Source organism: Leptospira kobayashii (assembly GCF_003114835.2).
GTDB lineage: Bacteria > Spirochaetota > Leptospiria > Leptospirales > Leptospiraceae > Leptospira_A > Leptospira_A kobayashii.
Map to the genome: position 1 here is coordinate 484,310 of NZ_AP025028.1, position 14,780 is coordinate 499,089.

Here is a 14,780-nt window from a genome sequence, read left to right on the forward strand (position 1 = left end):
ATCAACGTATCAATTTCCAAGATTCCCTGGAAATCTCTTTCTTTAGAAATTCTAATCCATCCCGTCTGGATTTAAATTGAGGACTGAATCTATAGACCTCGGCTACGTCCCGCACTTCATCGGATGCGGCGAGTAGCACAGGCATCTGTTTCCATTCGCCGGATTCCTTCATTTTTTCAGAGAGGTCCAGGTAAGCGTGGATTCTTCCTCTGTTCAAAGAGTATTCGATCCTATTTTCACATCTGCATACATTCTTTGCGTTGCTAAGCCCGCAGTGAGTTCCTAAAAATTCGCTCATTCTGATTCGCGCACGCGATAATTTTTTGCGAAAATTAGCAGGCGTTATATCCATAATCCATCCGCCTTCGTCACTTGTTACCTGGAATACTTCTCCTAATAAGAATGCAAGTCTGTGGTTTCGTTTCAAACAGAGTAACATTGCATGGGTGCATGCCGCCTGTACATTCATTGCAATATAAGAAGTGGTTTCGGAAAATTCGGTTTGGATCGTTTGTGATTTTTGCAATTCGGAATGAATCAATCGAAAATTGACTCGGGACAATTCTTCTTTGCTCTTTTTAAAATTGATCAGATGATTTGTTGCAATCCGATAGACCCAGGTAGAAAGTTTGCTTTCTTTACGAAACCCGCCTAGATTTGTAATGACTTTGATCAGTATTTCCTGGGTAGCATCTTCCGCATCATCCGGGTTCCATAAAAACTTCAGAGACAGGGAAAATATCTTTTCCTGAAATACTTTGACTAGTTTTTCCAGGGACTTTCTATCCCCTTTCAAACAACCGTCTAACAAATCTAAGTGCGGATCATCAATCATCTACTTTTTATTGGCAAGGTACGTTACGATGAGTGCGATAATCGCAGGGCTCCCTTGGGAAATGATAATGGAAGGTTTTGCAGTAATCGCTCCGAAGATTGCGGCAACGATGATACATCCCAAAAAGAAAACGGTTGTGTCGTATTTTTGAGATTTGTCGGAAATAAATCCGAGTGCCCAGATCAGTCCCGCCGCCAAAAATCCGTTATAAAGACCTTGGTTTTTTGCGAGAGTAGCCGAGGCACTCGCCACTTCCGGAGTCATTTTAAAAATTTTCAAACCCAGTTCACTTTGCCAAAGGAACATTTCTAAAACTAGGATGAAAAGGTGTTCTACTGCCACAAACCCTACTAAAATTTTTGATGCGATATTCATTAAATCCTCCTGATTTAGATCTTTCGACAAAGATAGGATCGCATTTTGTGACAGTTTCCAGAAAAAAATTTCTTTTTAAGGATAAACCTTAGCTTACCAACCAGGCGTTTTTGTTGTCCTCTGCGTACTTATCGAAAGAAATAGGGGATTTTCCGGTAATCTTTTGAACCGAATCGGTAATTGCCTCCGAATGACCGTCCCGAAGTGCTCCTGCGATGATGACTAGAAAACTTGCATAATCTTCCGGCACTCCTCCGCTAAGCAGTCCCTTTTTGAAATCTTCCGGGCTTACGTTTACATATTCGATTTTTAGGCCGGTGTGTTTCGAAATGATCGAAGCGACTTCATCATGCGTAAGAGATTTCGTGCCTGTAAGTACGAATGCCTGGCTTGCGAATTTATCGCCGCTTACCAAAAGTTTGGCGGCAGTGCTTGAAATATCTCTGGAATCGATAAAACTTGTTTTTGCATTTCCCGCCGGGAAATAGATCTTTTTATCACTTAAAATCCCTGCGATCCAGAAAGTATGAAAATTCTGCATAAACCAATTGGGGCGGATGATATTCCAATTTAGTCCCGATTTTTCCAACAAAATCTCTGTTTTGCGGAAAGGTGCTTCATCCGGCGCAAACTCGACTCCCATTGCGGTCATAAGAACTACTTTTTTCAATTTTACCTGTTTCGCTTTTTCGATCCAAGGGGAAAGAATCTCGTATTGGTTGGTAAATCCGGGAGGTGCGATGAAAAACGCAGCATCTACTTTTTCCAACACTTCCAAACCTTTTTCCGGTGCGGAAGCGTCGGAAACCACCCAAGTCACTCCCGTTTTCTTTTCGCCTTTTTCGGGAAATCTGGTTCCTGCAAATACTTCATGACCTGCTTCCAATAGTTCCTGGATTACATTTTGGCTCACTTTTCCGCTCGCGCCATTTACAAATATCTTCATATAAATCTCCTGCTTACGAATCTAAGATTACTCTCTAAATCCAAGACTGTCTATGTGTTTAAGTATTAAAAATATATCCAATCGTATAATTTAGTAGACTTTTGGATATAAGCCCTGATTTTTTCACTATGGATCTACTATCTGCCATTTTGGACGAGGCCGGTTGGAAAAACGATTTGCTCACTCGGGATGCGATCCACGAGTCTTGGGGATTTCAGTTTCCTTGCGAGAAGAGCGGAGGGTTTCACATCATCACGCAAGGTTCTTGTTACGCGAGATTTTTGGGAAAACAATTCGAATTGAAAAAAGGAGATATCCTTTTCATTGCAAAAGGTCTCACTCATGAATTATTGTCCGATCCCAAGGCCAAGGTAGTTGAAATACAAAGGTTCTATGAAAAGAGGGAGCACCAAACAAAGAATAGTCTCCCGGTAACTACATTTGTTTCCGTTCGGTATGAAATTCCTGAAAAACCCCAACATCCTTTTTTTCTGGAATTGCCGGATCATATTTTGATGCGGGCCGAAGACATCGCGGCACATCATTCTCTAAACACCGCGACTACAATGATCTCCCAGGAATTGGAATCAGGTTTCGGTTCCGATTTGATTTTGCAGAGACTAACGGATATTTTGTTGTACTATGTGATCCGTCATTGGCTAACAAAAAACCCGAGTGTCAGTCCCGGATGGGTGATGGCATTTCGCGACAATCATGTGCTACTTGCATTGCAATCCATGCACAAAAATCCTTCCGCCGATTGGACATTAGAGTCGTTGGCAAAAAACATCGGTATCTCCCGGGCAGGGCTTGCCAATAAGTTCAAAGAGGTTTTGAATATCCCTCCTATGGAATATCTGACCCGGATCAGAATGGATAAGGCGAGAGATCTTTTTATGAAAGAAGATACCAATTTGGAAGAGGTAGCATTGGCCGTAGGATATTCTTCCGCGTTTGCTTTTTCGAAAGCATACAAACGGTTATTTGGTGTCTCTCCCGCCCGGGAATGGAAAAAGACGGGCTAACCGGTCTTCTTATTTGTATTTGTGTTGTTCTTCGGGTCGGGGTCGGGTTTGGGTCGATTTGACTAAAACTTTAAACCTGCTTGCAAGCTGGCATATCTGTGTACCGGGCTGATATCGGTAGAAGGAATATAATCCAAAGTAGCAATTTCCGCTGCCAGCTGTATAAACCAATCAGGCCTTTGTAAAGCAAGGCCCAAAGTCAACTTCCCTTGAAAATTTCGAATGGGAACCGCATAATGTTTGCTACCTTCCGAGTTTTGCAAAAATATTTTGGAAGCAACAATCAAGTTGTTGTTCAAATTGGTTCCGTCTCCGAGTAAATACGAATATGCGAGACTACGTGCTATTCCGGAAGGCAGTTTGTCGTTCAATAAGGTTTCCAGTAGAAAATATTCTATAGTTGGGTATCTGAATTTATAATCACTGATCGGTGTTAAGTCCCTTGCAATCAATAAGGAAAGATCATTGGAAACGGGATTGCCTGCATTGAAAAGAGTATTGAAAATCAAGAATTGAAATCCAGGTTTTTCTTCGGAAAAAGTCAAAGCATCGAATATGGCATAACGATACAACGAATCTGCGCTTGTATGATGTTTCATTTTTTGAAAGGAATCTTTGCCTGCTTGCAATGTGCCGTTCCAGGATTGATAAACCGCTTCCGGTTTGATGAAAAAATAATATTCTGTATCATCTACCGGATATACGGATGTGGGATCATTGAAGGTAAACCCTCCCGAAACCGGAGACACTATTTTTCCAAAACGAAAAATCGGGCCTAAGGAAGCGGAAGTATCGAAATTCCCCCATTTAACAGTCGTTTCCATGCCCAGTTCTTTGATCCAAAAAAATTTATAGTCAAGGTTCAGTTGATAAACGGTTCTGTTCGGAATTTGATTCTTCCAACCTTGCGGATGAGTGGCACCGATGACTTTGTGAACTTGGGATTGAAAGTATTCTCCCCCTGCGTTCGGTCCTATTTCTCCGAACCCTGTTTCAATGGTAAAAGAACTTTGTTTCCACCAATAGGTTGATATGGAACTTGCTTGCATATAACCTGCGTAAGGTCTCTCTCCGTAGGCGATGTCTTTGCGGATTGTGTTCTGAGGAGTAAAAAGTTTTTGGGTTAATGAGTATCCGTTGTATTCTTTGGAGTTGTCGGCAAAGACAGGAATCAGTTTTTTTAATCCTAAAAATATCCAGGCGGAAGGGGAATGCAAAAATTCATATTGTCCGTATTCAAGTCTGGTTCCATGAGTGTATTCCCGATCGGACAAAAGTATGACATCATTTTCAATTCCAAGTTTTAATACTCGTTTGGCGGGATCTTGGCGAGAGCTGTCTAAAGTATTGTCTTTCGAAGTTTTCTCTTCTTCACTTTGCAAGGAAGAGAAATTTGCATGCGATAGAATAACAATAATAGCAACAAAGAAAGCTTGTTTCGATAAAGACATGCAAGAATAAAGCTTAGTTTTGTTTCATTCGGCTTTGTACCTACCACTTTTCATCATTAGTTTTTCCAAACTTTAAATAAAATCGTATTTAAGGAAGATCCGAAGTTTTTATAGTTTTGATTGAAAAATATCCTCTTGTTTCGTTTCCAAAAATGGGGATCTCCTGATAAGCGACTGCTATGGCACCTAAACAAGTTTGTATCACTTGGTTTTTATAATAAAGTACAGGATAGGGTCTATTGTGTTCGTAAAAGATCCGTTGGAATTTTCCGGTATTTGCATTTATCTTCAGAGTCGCCAAAGGGTACATACCGGAAGGTTGATTGGCTTCAATCGAGCTTGAGACCAGAAATCTTTCGCCGCCAGGTTGGCTGATGGTAGTCGAATATATACTTTCCGAATTGGTCGGATACATGATTGTTGCGACTGCTCCGTCGATGACGTCTGCATTTGCGTGTCCGAAATAACTATGCCACAAAGAGTTTCCTTGCGCATCAAAACTTTCGTAAGTGAGATTTCTATTTCCTGAAGTTTGACTAGGTTCCGCAGGGGTTCCGAAAGAATCACTGGCAAGTCCCAATGAAAGAATATTGCCTTTCACATCCAAAATTTTTCTAACCCGGCTTTCTACCGAAGATACACTGCCGCTGTAAGAGACCCATTGGATTTCCTGTTGTCCGTTTGAATTTACTTTTACTTTTGCCAGAAAGTTCTTTTTATTTCCGGGAAAAGGGTGAGTCGTTACGTTCGGGGTGGACAATAAATTTTGAGCGGTCCCTCCTAAATAAACGAAGTCTCCGCTTCGAACTGCGGATACCGCTTCTTCCGCTCCTAACCCTTGTATGTACTGTTGGGAAATCGGTTCCCCGTTGGAAGAAAGCAAAGCATACAGGATGTCCGGATTGATCGTTTCACCGGAATGTGCGTTAGTTGGTGATGGAAACTCGGTAAGAGGGGAGTGATTGTTCCCTCCGTTCAGTCCTAAGAATAAATGAATATAGTTCTTTGTGTCCACATCGAATGCAAACGGCCAGGTGATGTCCGTGCTGTCCAGATAAGTCAGCCATTGCCTTGTACCATCCTGGCTGTACTTTGCCAACAGGAATGAATAAGGATTTCCCGACATGAGAGAAATCGAATTTGTCAAACCACTCGGAACTGCAACTCCCCCTATAACGATTTCTCCGGAAGTTGAAACTTTAATTGTAGGTCTCGCCGAATCACTGCTTTGTGGTTTCCCCAGATAATCTATCCATGCTGCAGCCCCGGTCCTACTGGAAATTCTTACGATAAAGATATTCGAATCGATTCCGGCAACTCCCGTAAAAGGAGTTTTGGTTTCTTTGATCAGATCGTTTCCTGAAGTCAAAGGTTCGTTGGTAATCCCCGTTGCGATGATATCACCGTTAGGGAGAGTAGCGAGATCATTCAGCATGGTAAGATATCTTCCTGTTCCGAAATTGTTTGCCCAATTTCTGCAATGAGGAGTCAGAAACTCGTTCATCAGTCCCGCTTGGAAAAACCCGGAAGACCGAGGATCTCCCTGGTTGTTCAAATTGATTTTGCAACCAGCCAGTCCGAGAATCTGGAGAAACATGAATGATAGATAGAAGATAAATTTCATAGTGGTTATCGCTTTTTTAGCAAAACTGAATTTCTAAAAACGGTACCCGAATCTATAAAAATAACAATTCAATTTGAATGAATTGCTGATCTGTAAAAATATCCTTCTTTTTGTTTAAATTCGTATCCATTATGATGAACATAGTATCCGTGATAGCGGAAATGGATTGTCAGATTCCCCGCTTGTGGTAGAACTTTAATGCAGGCGAGAGGTATTTCCCATGTCATTACAAGATGAGATCAGCGAAATTTACCAGGAAGTTTTGGAAGCGAATGAAGATATGAGGGTTGCTTTGGAAAGATGGAAGAACTTTGATTTTTCCGAAGAAGAGGATTTGCTTTATAAATAAAATTTCCTTCGGTCATTAGACTTTCCCGTGTTTGATTTTCAAATACCAGTTTACTTCCGTTTGGCGATCGCTCTTTTGTAAACGGTTTCGTATTCCCCCATTCTGTTTTTCCAGCTCCAGTCTTGTTTCATTATGTTTTCTCTGACTTCATAAAATTTGATTTTGTCTTTGTACAAAGTTTCCGCCCGTTCCAATGCATATCCCAAAGAAGAAGGGTCGTTCGGTTCGAATACGATTCCCGTATAGTATTTGTTTTGCGAAGATTCTACAACGGTATCTTTCAATCCGCCAACTCTGGATACGATCGGAATCGTTCCGTAAGCATGGCTGTAAAGTTGGTTTAGTCCGCAAGGTTCGAATAAGGAAGGCATTAGAAAAAAATCGGACGCTGCTTCGATTTTGCGGGCAAGCTCTTCGCTATAACCTTTATAAAAATAGATACGATCTTGTTCCGTATGGGAAAGATGGAAGAGGGGATTTTCCAAATCCTTTTCTCCCGCACCCTGGAAGATATAATAATGCGATAAATGTTTTCTCTCTTGGAAACTCTGTAAAAACACGGAATAACCTTTTTGATAAGTAAGCCTTCCTATGATTCCCACAAGAGACCGGTCCGGATCGATCAATGGACGGCCGATTTCTTTATAGAGTTCGATTTTGTTTTTTAACTTTCCTTCTTTGTTTGTATTCCTATCGAACCTTTCAAAGATACGGATATCATTCGACGGATTCCATTCTTCCGGATCGATTCCATTGATGATCCCCGTATAGTCTTCGCTTCTCCGGCGAAGTGCTTCTGCGAGCCCGAATCCGTTCGCATCCAATAAAGTTTCTTCCCTGTATCCGGGACTTACGGTTGTTATCTGGTCTGCGGAAAGTAACCCTGCTTTCAGATAATTTGTTTTTCCTTCGTGCAAAAGAAATTCGGGATGAAGTAAAAAAGGCGCTTCTTTCAAAAATCCAGTCATCCAAAGAGGATGATCTCCCTGGTAGGCAAGGTTGTGGATGGTGAATACGGACGGTTTTCCTTCGGGAGAATATTTTTGCAAAACAGGGGCCATCGCAGTGTGCCAATCGTGAGCATGGAAAACATCCGCATCCAGGACCTGGCTTAGGTAAAAAGCGGCATAAGAATAAACGGCAAACCGGAAATGTTCGTCGCTATTTCCGTAGATGGTTTCCAGATCCCGAAACAGAGGAGAATCGAAAAAATAGAGTTTGAGTCTTCCTTTCTCCGCTTCCCGGAAGCAGGAATCCTTCAAAATCTCAAGAACAACGTTTGTTTTTTCGGGAAAAGGGGGCAGGATCGGGATAGTCTTTCCTGTGAAATCAGGCTTTTCCTTCAGACCACGGATCTGAGGCAAAGTCACGGAAACTTGATGGTTTTGTGACTGTTCTTTGGACAAAGAAGCGAGCATGTCCGAAAGACCCCCCATCTTTATGTAGGGAAAATATTCCGCCGTAGCGTGAAGAATCTTCATATTCTGTTATTGACACCGACTCGCAAAATGGGAAGCTAGAAAAACACGATTTGAAATCTAGGAGAAATCCATGTCAGTATCCACTAACTTACGCGGCCTTGCAGAGCTCGGCCTGAAACCATCTGAAGTCTTCCATAACCTATCTTACGACGAAATTTACCAGCACGAAATCAACAACAAAGAAGGCGTAGTTTCTGACAACGGTACAGTGATGGTGGATACCGGGATTTTTACGGGACGTTCTCCTAAAGACAAATACTTTGTAGATGAACCTTCTTCCAATGGAAACATTTGGTGGGGACCTGTAAATACAAAGGTTTCCGAAGCTATCTTTAACGAACTTTATACGGAAGTTGTAAAGTTTTTGGACAACAAAAAACTTTATGTCTTTGACGGTCATGCAGGAACCAACACGGACACTCGCATCTCTCTTCGCGTAGTAACGGAAAGAGCTTGGCAACATCATTTTTGCACAAACATGTTTCTTCGTCCTACAAAAGACGAATTGGCAAATCTACTTCCCGAATTTACAATCATCAATGCTTCCGGTTACAAAAACACAAAGTACAAAGAGCACGGTTTGAACTCGGATGTATTCGTAATCTTCCACCTTGCTAAAAAGATCTGTATCATCGGTGGAACGGAATACGGTGGAGAGATGAAAAAAGGTATCTTCTCCGTAATGAACTATTACCTTCCTCTCAAAGGCGTTTTGACTATGCACTGTTCTGCGAACGTAGGTGCTGCGGGAGATTCCGCTTTGTTTTTCGGTTTATCAGGAACAGGAAAGACAACTCTTTCCACAGACCCGAACCGCAAACTCATCGGCGATGACGAACACGGTTGGGATGACAACGGTATCTTCAACATCGAAGGTGGCTGTTATGCGAAGACGATCAATCTCGATCCTAAAACTGAGCCTGAGATTTATGCGGCGATCCGAAGAGATGCACTTCTTGAGAACGTAGTATTCGATGCTACTACCAAAAAAGTGGATTATTCTTCTGCGGCAAAAACGGAAAACACCCGTGTATCTTATCCTATCTTCCACATTGAAAACACTCAACCGGGATCCAAGGCAGGTCACCCGAACACTGTGATCTTCTTAACTTATGATGCTTACGGAGTTCTTCCTGCGGTTTCCAAACTATCTATTGAACAAGCGATGTATCATTTCTTGTCCGGATATACTGCAAAGGTAGCGGGAACGGAACGTGGTGTGAAAGAGCCGCAAGCAACTTTCTCAGCATGTTTCGGTCAGGCTTTCATGACCCTTCACCCGACTTTCTATGCAAAGTTACTCGGTGAAAAAATGAAAAAGCATAATGTAAATGCTTACCTGATCAACACAGGACTCGTAGGTGGAAAGTATGGTGTGGGAAAACGTATGAACCTTCCTGCAACCCGCCAGATCATCAATGAAATTCTAAACGGTAACATTGAAAAATCAGAGTTCGAAAAACACCCTGTATTCCAAGTTTCTTTCCCTAAAACAGTGACCGGAGTGGATTCTCAAATCCTCAACCCGCGCAATGCTTGGGCGGACAAAGCGGACTATGATAAAACTGCGGGAGATCTTGCGAAACAATTTGTAGAAAACTACAAAAAGTATTTAACAGGTGGTTCGAAAGAGTTCGACTTCAGTGCTTTCGGTCCAGTCGCTTAATTTAGATTAAACGACAAAGATTCCGGTACTACCGAAGTGAAGACCCGCATCTAAACAATGCGGGTTTTTTATATTTTGACTCATCTCTATTTTTTAACTGATATCGTTTCCAATTTACTTTTTTTGTGCCTCGATGCTCGCCCCAACCGTGGTTGCGATAAAGATCATGGTTAAGTAGCGAAGCCCGATTTGCACAAAATAATCTCCCAGCGACATCTTGGACATCGGGATCAAAATCAAAAAATCAAGAACGATATTTTCTACAAACCAAAGGATTCCGGTTCCTGTAAATGTGATCAGTGCCGACTCCGGTTTCAATTTTGCCAAACGATAGAGCAGGTAACAGCCGGTTAAACTTCCAACAAGGATCATCGTTGTTTTGAATAAAAAAAGATCTCCTTGTAGTTTGCCTTCGGGAGAATAAAAACCGAAGGAAACAAAAAAAGGCACGATCCAAAGGACCACACCGAAAATCGAAATTCGCAATAGATGTTTTTTCATCGTTCGATGCTCCCCGCTCCTGTGCGCGTAACCTCCATGTGTGCACTCGCTTCGGCAGTCCATGGCTTCGCCACCGCAAGAAGCATCTCCCTTGCTCCGAAGAGAGATGGAACTTTATCTATACATTGTACATTTTGCATCTTACTATTCCTATTATTCTAATTGTAAGTTTATATTTCCCGATTCTTTCTTTGTAAACAAATAATTGGGGATTTTTTGCCGTTTTAGCGAACAAAAAGCCGAATTTCACTACATCACCTGGTTTTTGTTACATGGTATCTTTACATTTCCATAAATCTTTACTCGACCGATTTTTGTTCTTTCTGTTCGATGAACTAACCAATCCGTCAGAGGTACCACTTGAATCATCCGGAACAATCGCAATCAAAAGAAAATTCAGGTCTTCATAAAACCTTAGGTCCGATTCATCTTTGGGGAATTGCAGTGGGGCTTGTGATCTCGGGAGATTATTTCGGATGGAACCTGGGTTGGTCAGTCGCAGGATTTTGGGAATTTGCGCTCGCAGTATTTATCATCGCGGTCTTTTATATTTGTTTTGCACTTTGTTTTACCGAACTTGCGGCATCCATTCCTCATTCGGGCGGACCTTTCGCATACTCTCATTTGGCATTGGGTAAGATAGGAGGGTTTATCAGCGGGTTTTTGGTTTTGGCCGAATTCATTCTGGCGCCTCCCGCCATTGCATCTGCGTTAGGTGGTTATTTTCATTTTCTATTTCCTGTCATTCCCGATCTATATGCGTCTTTCGGTTTTTTCGGAATTTTGGTGATCATCAATCTGTTGGGAGTCAAACAGACCGCGAGATTCGAATTGTTTGTTACAATCACTGCGATTTGCGGATTGTTGCTTTATCTGGGAGCGATCCTTCCTTATTTTTCATTTCAATCGTTTGCGAAACTTCCCGCATTCGCCGAGTTTTCCTTATCTTCTTTTTTTCAATCCATTCCTTTTGCGATCTGGTTCTTTCTGGCCGTGGAAGGTGTCGCCATGGCGGCCGAAGAAGTCAAAGATCCCAAAAAAGACATTCCAAAAGGTTATGCCGCGGGAATCGGGACTCTCATCTTTCTTGCTTCTTCCATTTTTATAGGAACGGCAGGTGTGGTTCCTACGAAAGAAGTGGCCGGCTTGGATTATCCTTTGTCATTCGTATTGACAAAGTTATATGGAACTGATTCTTATATTGCGAAGATATTTACGTTTATCGGACTTTTCGGACTGATCGCTTCTCTTTTCGGAATCATATTGGGCTCCTCCCGATTGGTCTATGCTTTGTCCAAAGAAAAGTTTTTGCCCGGTTTCCTTGGAAAATTAAATCACAAAACCCATGTTCCCGTCAATGCAGTGTTTGTCGGTGCCGCCATAGGGTTTTTGGCGCTTTGTGTGGGCAAAACTTCGGAGTTGATCACAGCGAGCGCTCTCGGAGCCTGCGGGATGTATGTGGTGAGTATGATTTCTTTTTTCGTTTTGAGAAAAAAAGAACCGAATCGTTCGAGACCTTATGTAGCGCCATTCTATCCTGTTTTGGCAATGATCGCTTTGGTTTTGGGTTTAGTAGCTTTGGTTTCTGTAATTTACAGTAATCCTTTTGTCGCTTTACTTTTGTTTGTTGGGTTTGCTGTGTCGACTGTGGGGTTTATGTTGTGGGGTAGAAGGGGAGAGCGGAAGCAAGTTCATACATGACAGTAATAAAAAACTCCAATTAGGAATAATGGTAATTGACACCACTATCTTGAGGCACCAGTATTGACTTGTGATTAAATCCTTCAAAGATAAGGACACTGAAGCTATTTGGAATGGGTCTATTTCGAAGAAATTTCCTAAAGATATTCAGAGAACTGCTAGAAGGAAACTGATTCATATTGATAGTGCAAAAAATTTGGAAGATCTAAAAATCCCTCCGGGAAACAGATTACATCAACTTAGTAATGACCGTATTGGTCAGCATTCTATCAGCATTAACATGAAATACAGAATATGTTTCACCTGGAACAATGGGTCTGTAGAAAATGTTGAAATTGTAGATTATCATTAAGGAGTTTTGGTATGAATAAAGAATTAATGAATATTCACCCGGGCGAAATTCTCTTAGAAGATTTTCTAAAGCCAATGGAATTATCTGCATATAAACTTGCTCAAAGTACTCTCATCGATCAAAAAAGAATTAGTGAGATTATTCATGGAAAAAGGGCAATCACTGCCGATACAGCTTTAAGATTTTCTAAATTCTTTGGAAATTCTCCCGAATTTTGGTTATCTATTCAAGCTCACTACGACTTGGAAATGAAACAAGATGAATTGAAAAATGAGTTAAAATCTATAAAGAGATTTTCTGAACTTAAAGCGAGTTAAACGAAGTCGTTCGCTTAATTGCACCGCTTGCATTTTTAATGTATAGTGTTTTTGGAGTTAAAGAGAAGCCGTCAGTATCTTTGATGTTGCTAGTGATCTGCGCCGTTTTTTCCGTATTGAAGTAAACTATTTATTCCAATTTTCTATTCTTAAGTCAGGAATCATAGAAAAATGTTTTTCGTTATTCGTAACCAATGTATAATTCAAAAATAATGCAGTTGAACCTATTAGTAGATCAAAATCGTCGATAGTATTTCCTTTCTTTTGTGTCGCAGACTTAACTTCTCCAAAGGTTTCAACGATTCCCTTTGTAAGCTCAATTACTGGAAATAGCTCCCCGATTCTATATACAGTAGCTAAATTTTTTTCTCTACTTTTCGATTTCTTGGCCCCGAATATCAATTCCCCATATGTGATGACTGAAATGGATTTTGAAATATTCTTTCTATCAATTAGGTTTTGTTGGACCTTTTCGTTTCCCTTCAAACTATAGATGATAATATCCGTATCAATCAAATAACTCATTCGTAATCCTTGATCGGTTATTTTTAGACCTAGATGATTTAAGATCAGAAATTATTTCTTTAGCACTTTTATCATCATGCCAAGAATTAGCCAATTTAAGAAACTCAAGAGTTTGTAATTCGGTTTCTAAATTATCTCGTTTGAGATGGCTTTCAATAATCATAACAACTTCCTGGCTAACGGATCGATGTTCTAATTCAGCTCTTCTTTTTAAAGACTCATAGAGTCTATTATCAATATCTCTGACTTGTAGGTTTGCCATATTTAGTATCTATTTTTAATGTGGGATCGTTTCATGAGTTTGCAAGCATTTTTCATGTCATACTATAGGTAGGGTAATAAAAACGGTGTGCCTTTGCCTGGAAAGGCGCACGGGGTGGTTTTGGGTTTAGCTTTTGTTTACTTCAGTAACAGTCAGAGATTACTGATTAATCCTGCCTCAGGAAAGCTCTTCGTAGTGACTTGGAATATTACAGACTGCGCAAAACCAATTTGTTTACCTGGTAAAGAGATAATGCAAAGGACTATTTTTGAGAAAGGGATCGTACCTTACCATAATTAGGTGAAATAAAAAACCAACAATAGTCTGCGAAATATTATTAAATGAGCATCCCTCGTTTAGGGGATAAATCTTCCGTTCGTAGTGAATTTTGCTTTGATTAAAATCTCTTTTTGAGCAATTTATTTCTAGAAAACTTCTGCATAGATGCTATCCTTTTCCGAGAGACAGGGAAAATCGGGGATATCAAAATGAAAAAACAGAATTCTATATCAAATTTACTCATTAAAATCCCGGTTCTAATCATCGGCTTTCTATTTTTTTCGAATTGTTACTTCAACCCTGCCATCCAATCCGTTCTCAATCCTACCACTTCAGAGTCAAACAGCTCAGGAGCACTTGCCCTTTTGGCCGGAGGAGGATCATCGGTAAGCACTGCTGATACCTCTGCCACTTTGCAAGTATTAGGCCAATTAAAAAGTTCGGGTGTTTCCGTAGCAAACGCTACCTTGAGTTTGGGTTCGACTTCCTCTTCTGTAAAAGATGTAGTTGCCGTTAGCACTACTGCGACAACGAACGCGATTGGTAAGTTTTTACTCAAACTTCGTCCCGGCACCTACACGATCAGTGTAACAAGTTCCGCCGGTGTCAGTCTTGGAAGTTTCAGTTTGGTAGTCAATGGTACCACGGTCACACAAGGTTCCGATTCTGGTACTTTTACTCTCCTGGGGCTTACTACTTACACCTTAGATCAGACGGTTACGTTGACAACAGAGTTTACAGTTGTTAGCTCTAGTCCGGTGGATGGAGAACAGAATGCACCGACAATTACCGGTCCTTCCCCAGCCAGCTTCTTATGCTCTTTTGTTTTTAGCAACACAGTCGATGCATCTACAATGGTTCCTGGCAATATAGGCTTTTCTACTGGGGGAACTACGATAACGCCATCAGTATCCGGAAATACTGCCTCAATTATCTTCAGTGGCAACAATATTTTCGCTTTCCCAATGTATAGTTATACGATTACTCTCACAAATAACATCAAAGACACCGACGGATTTTCTCTAACTCCCAAAGCAATCACTATTAAACTAGCGGGCGCGGCGTTATGAATAATCGTTAGCAACCTGGGC

Annotated in this window: 16 protein-coding genes; 7 read left to right on the plus strand and 9 right to left on the minus strand. The window is 41.1% G+C overall.

Annotated elements, in window-relative coordinates; genetic code table 11:
* Position 1: 1 nt before the first annotated feature.
* The 3 genes from DI077_RS02350 to DI077_RS02360 all read right to left on the minus strand — a co-directional run bounded on the left by DI077_RS02350 (position 2) and on the right by DI077_RS02360 (position 2,156).
* The gene (locus DI077_RS02350) at positions 2-835 is read right to left on the minus strand and encodes an RNA polymerase sigma factor (protein WP_109022118.1); all 834 of its coding nucleotides are present in this window, start codon (positions 833-835) and stop codon (positions 2-4) included.
* Positions 836-1,210 carry a DUF1304 domain-containing protein gene (locus DI077_RS02355; protein ID WP_109022119.1) on the minus strand — a complete coding sequence of 125 codons (375 nt, stop codon included), beginning with the start codon at positions 1,208-1,210 and terminating at the stop codon, positions 836-838. It lies immediately after the preceding gene.
* An 88-nt stretch (positions 1,211-1,298) separates the two neighbouring features.
* On the minus strand, positions 1,299-2,156 hold the full coding sequence (locus DI077_RS02360; RefSeq protein ID WP_109022120.1) for an NmrA family NAD(P)-binding protein: 858 nt from the start codon (positions 2,154-2,156) through the stop codon (positions 1,299-1,301).
* Positions 2,157-2,284: 128 nt separating this feature from the next.
* Here DI077_RS02360 and DI077_RS02365 point away from each other — a divergent pair, with 128 nt between their 5' ends.
* Positions 2,285-3,181, plus strand: a complete 897-nt coding sequence (locus DI077_RS02365) for an AraC family transcriptional regulator (protein ID WP_109022224.1) — start codon at positions 2,285-2,287, stop codon at positions 3,179-3,181.
* Positions 3,182-3,243: 62 nt separating this feature from the next.
* Here DI077_RS02365 and DI077_RS02370 read toward each other — a convergent pair whose 3' ends face one another.
* Positions 3,244-4,632 (minus strand): lipid A deacylase LpxR family protein, encoded by a 1,389-nt coding sequence (locus DI077_RS02370; protein ID WP_109022121.1) that lies wholly within the window; start codon positions 4,630-4,632, stop codon positions 3,244-3,246.
* Between the two features lie 88 nt (positions 4,633-4,720).
* Entirely contained in the window at positions 4,721-6,229 is a 1,509-nt protein-coding gene (locus DI077_RS02375; protein ID WP_109022122.1) for a hypothetical protein, read from the minus strand.
* A gap of 247 nt (positions 6,230-6,476) precedes the next feature.
* Between DI077_RS02375 and DI077_RS19760 the strand changes: the two genes are divergently transcribed.
* A complete protein-coding gene (locus DI077_RS19760) occupies positions 6,477-6,605 on the plus strand; it encodes a hypothetical protein (RefSeq protein WP_278321656.1) in 129 nt (42 codons plus the stop codon).
* A gap of 50 nt (positions 6,606-6,655) precedes the next feature.
* On the opposite strand, the gene DI077_RS02380 is transcribed toward DI077_RS19760, so the two are convergent.
* Positions 6,656-8,086 (minus strand): glycogen/starch synthase, encoded by a 1,431-nt coding sequence (locus DI077_RS02380; RefSeq protein ID WP_109022123.1) that lies wholly within the window; start codon positions 8,084-8,086, stop codon positions 6,656-6,658.
* 70 nt (positions 8,087-8,156) lie between these two features.
* On the opposite strand from DI077_RS02380, the gene pckA reads away from it, so the two are divergent.
* On the plus strand, positions 8,157-9,752 hold the full coding sequence (gene pckA / locus DI077_RS02385) for a phosphoenolpyruvate carboxykinase (ATP) (RefSeq protein WP_109022124.1): 1,596 nt from the start codon (positions 8,157-8,159) through the stop codon (positions 9,750-9,752).
* Between the two features lie 114 nt (positions 9,753-9,866).
* On the opposite strand, the gene DI077_RS02390 is transcribed toward pckA, so the two are convergent.
* The gene (locus DI077_RS02390) at positions 9,867-10,253 is read right to left on the minus strand and encodes a hypothetical protein (RefSeq protein WP_109022125.1); all 387 of its coding nucleotides are present in this window, start codon (positions 10,251-10,253) and stop codon (positions 9,867-9,869) included.
* Between the two features lie 360 nt (positions 10,254-10,613).
* Between DI077_RS02390 and eat the strand changes: the two genes are divergently transcribed.
* The 3 genes from eat (at position 10,614) to DI077_RS02405 (ending at position 12,623) form a co-directional block, all read left to right on the plus strand.
* A complete protein-coding gene (eat, locus tag DI077_RS02395; RefSeq protein WP_109022126.1) occupies positions 10,614-11,954 on the plus strand; it encodes an ethanolamine permease in 1,341 nt (446 codons plus the stop codon).
* Positions 11,955-12,024: 70 nt separating this feature from the next.
* On the plus strand, positions 12,025-12,306 hold the full coding sequence (locus tag DI077_RS02400) for a type II toxin-antitoxin system RelE/ParE family toxin (RefSeq protein WP_109022127.1): 282 nt from the start codon (positions 12,025-12,027) through the stop codon (positions 12,304-12,306).
* Positions 12,307-12,317: 11 nt separating this feature from the next.
* A complete protein-coding gene (locus DI077_RS02405; protein WP_109022128.1) occupies positions 12,318-12,623 on the plus strand; it encodes a HigA family addiction module antitoxin in 306 nt (101 codons plus the stop codon).
* A gap of 126 nt (positions 12,624-12,749) precedes the next feature.
* Here DI077_RS02405 and DI077_RS02410 read toward each other — a convergent pair whose 3' ends face one another.
* Positions 12,750-13,148 (minus strand): type II toxin-antitoxin system VapC family toxin, encoded by a 399-nt coding sequence (locus DI077_RS02410; protein ID WP_109022129.1) that lies wholly within the window; start codon positions 13,146-13,148, stop codon positions 12,750-12,752.
* Positions 13,132-13,410 (minus strand): FitA-like ribbon-helix-helix domain-containing protein, encoded by a 279-nt coding sequence (locus DI077_RS02415; protein WP_109022130.1) that lies wholly within the window; start codon positions 13,408-13,410, stop codon positions 13,132-13,134. The genes DI077_RS02410 and DI077_RS02415 overlap by 17 nt, the downstream gene beginning before the upstream one ends.
* A gap of 488 nt (positions 13,411-13,898) precedes the next feature.
* Between DI077_RS02415 and DI077_RS02420 the strand changes: the two genes are divergently transcribed.
* Entirely contained in the window at positions 13,899-14,759 is an 861-nt protein-coding gene (locus DI077_RS02420; protein ID WP_135354932.1) for an Ig-like domain-containing protein, read from the plus strand.
* Positions 14,760-14,780: the final 21 nt, after the last annotated feature.

Bases quoted from the DNA above. Each gene is read 5' to 3' on its own strand.
- DI077_RS02350 (WP_109022118.1), bottom strand. From the start codon at position 835: ATGATTGATGATCCGCACTTAGATTTGTTAGACGGTTGTTTGAAAGGG.
- DI077_RS02355 (WP_109022119.1), bottom strand. From the start codon at position 1,210: ATGAATATCGCATCAAAAATTTTAGTAGGGTTTGTGGCAGTAGAACAC.
- DI077_RS02360 (WP_109022120.1), bottom strand. From the start codon at position 2,156: ATGAAGATATTTGTAAATGGCGCGAGCGGAAAAGTGAGCCAAAATGTA.
- DI077_RS02365 (WP_109022224.1), top strand. From the start codon at position 2,285: ATGGATCTACTATCTGCCATTTTGGACGAGGCCGGTTGGAAAAACGAT.
- DI077_RS02370 (WP_109022121.1), bottom strand. From the start codon at position 4,632: ATGTCTTTATCGAAACAAGCTTTCTTTGTTGCTATTATTGTTATTCTA.
- DI077_RS02375 (WP_109022122.1), bottom strand. From the start codon at position 6,229: ATGTTTCTCCAGATTCTCGGACTGGCTGGTTGCAAAATCAATTTGAAC.
- DI077_RS19760 (WP_278321656.1), top strand. From the start codon at position 6,477: ATGTCATTACAAGATGAGATCAGCGAAATTTACCAGGAAGTTTTGGAA.
- DI077_RS02380 (WP_109022123.1), bottom strand. From the start codon at position 8,086: ATGAAGATTCTTCACGCTACGGCGGAATATTTTCCCTACATAAAGATG.
- pckA (WP_109022124.1), top strand. From the start codon at position 8,157: ATGTCAGTATCCACTAACTTACGCGGCCTTGCAGAGCTCGGCCTGAAA.
- DI077_RS02390 (WP_109022125.1), bottom strand. From the start codon at position 10,253: ATGAAAAAACATCTATTGCGAATTTCGATTTTCGGTGTGGTCCTTTGG.
- DI077_RS02405 (WP_109022128.1), top strand. From the start codon at position 12,318: ATGAATAAAGAATTAATGAATATTCACCCGGGCGAAATTCTCTTAGAA.
- DI077_RS02410 (WP_109022129.1), bottom strand. From the start codon at position 13,148: ATGAGTTATTTGATTGATACGGATATTATCATCTATAGTTTGAAGGGA.
- DI077_RS02415 (WP_109022130.1), bottom strand. From the start codon at position 13,410: ATGGCAAACCTACAAGTCAGAGATATTGATAATAGACTCTATGAGTCT.
- DI077_RS02420 (WP_135354932.1), top strand. From the start codon at position 13,899: ATGAAAAAACAGAATTCTATATCAAATTTACTCATTAAAATCCCGGTT.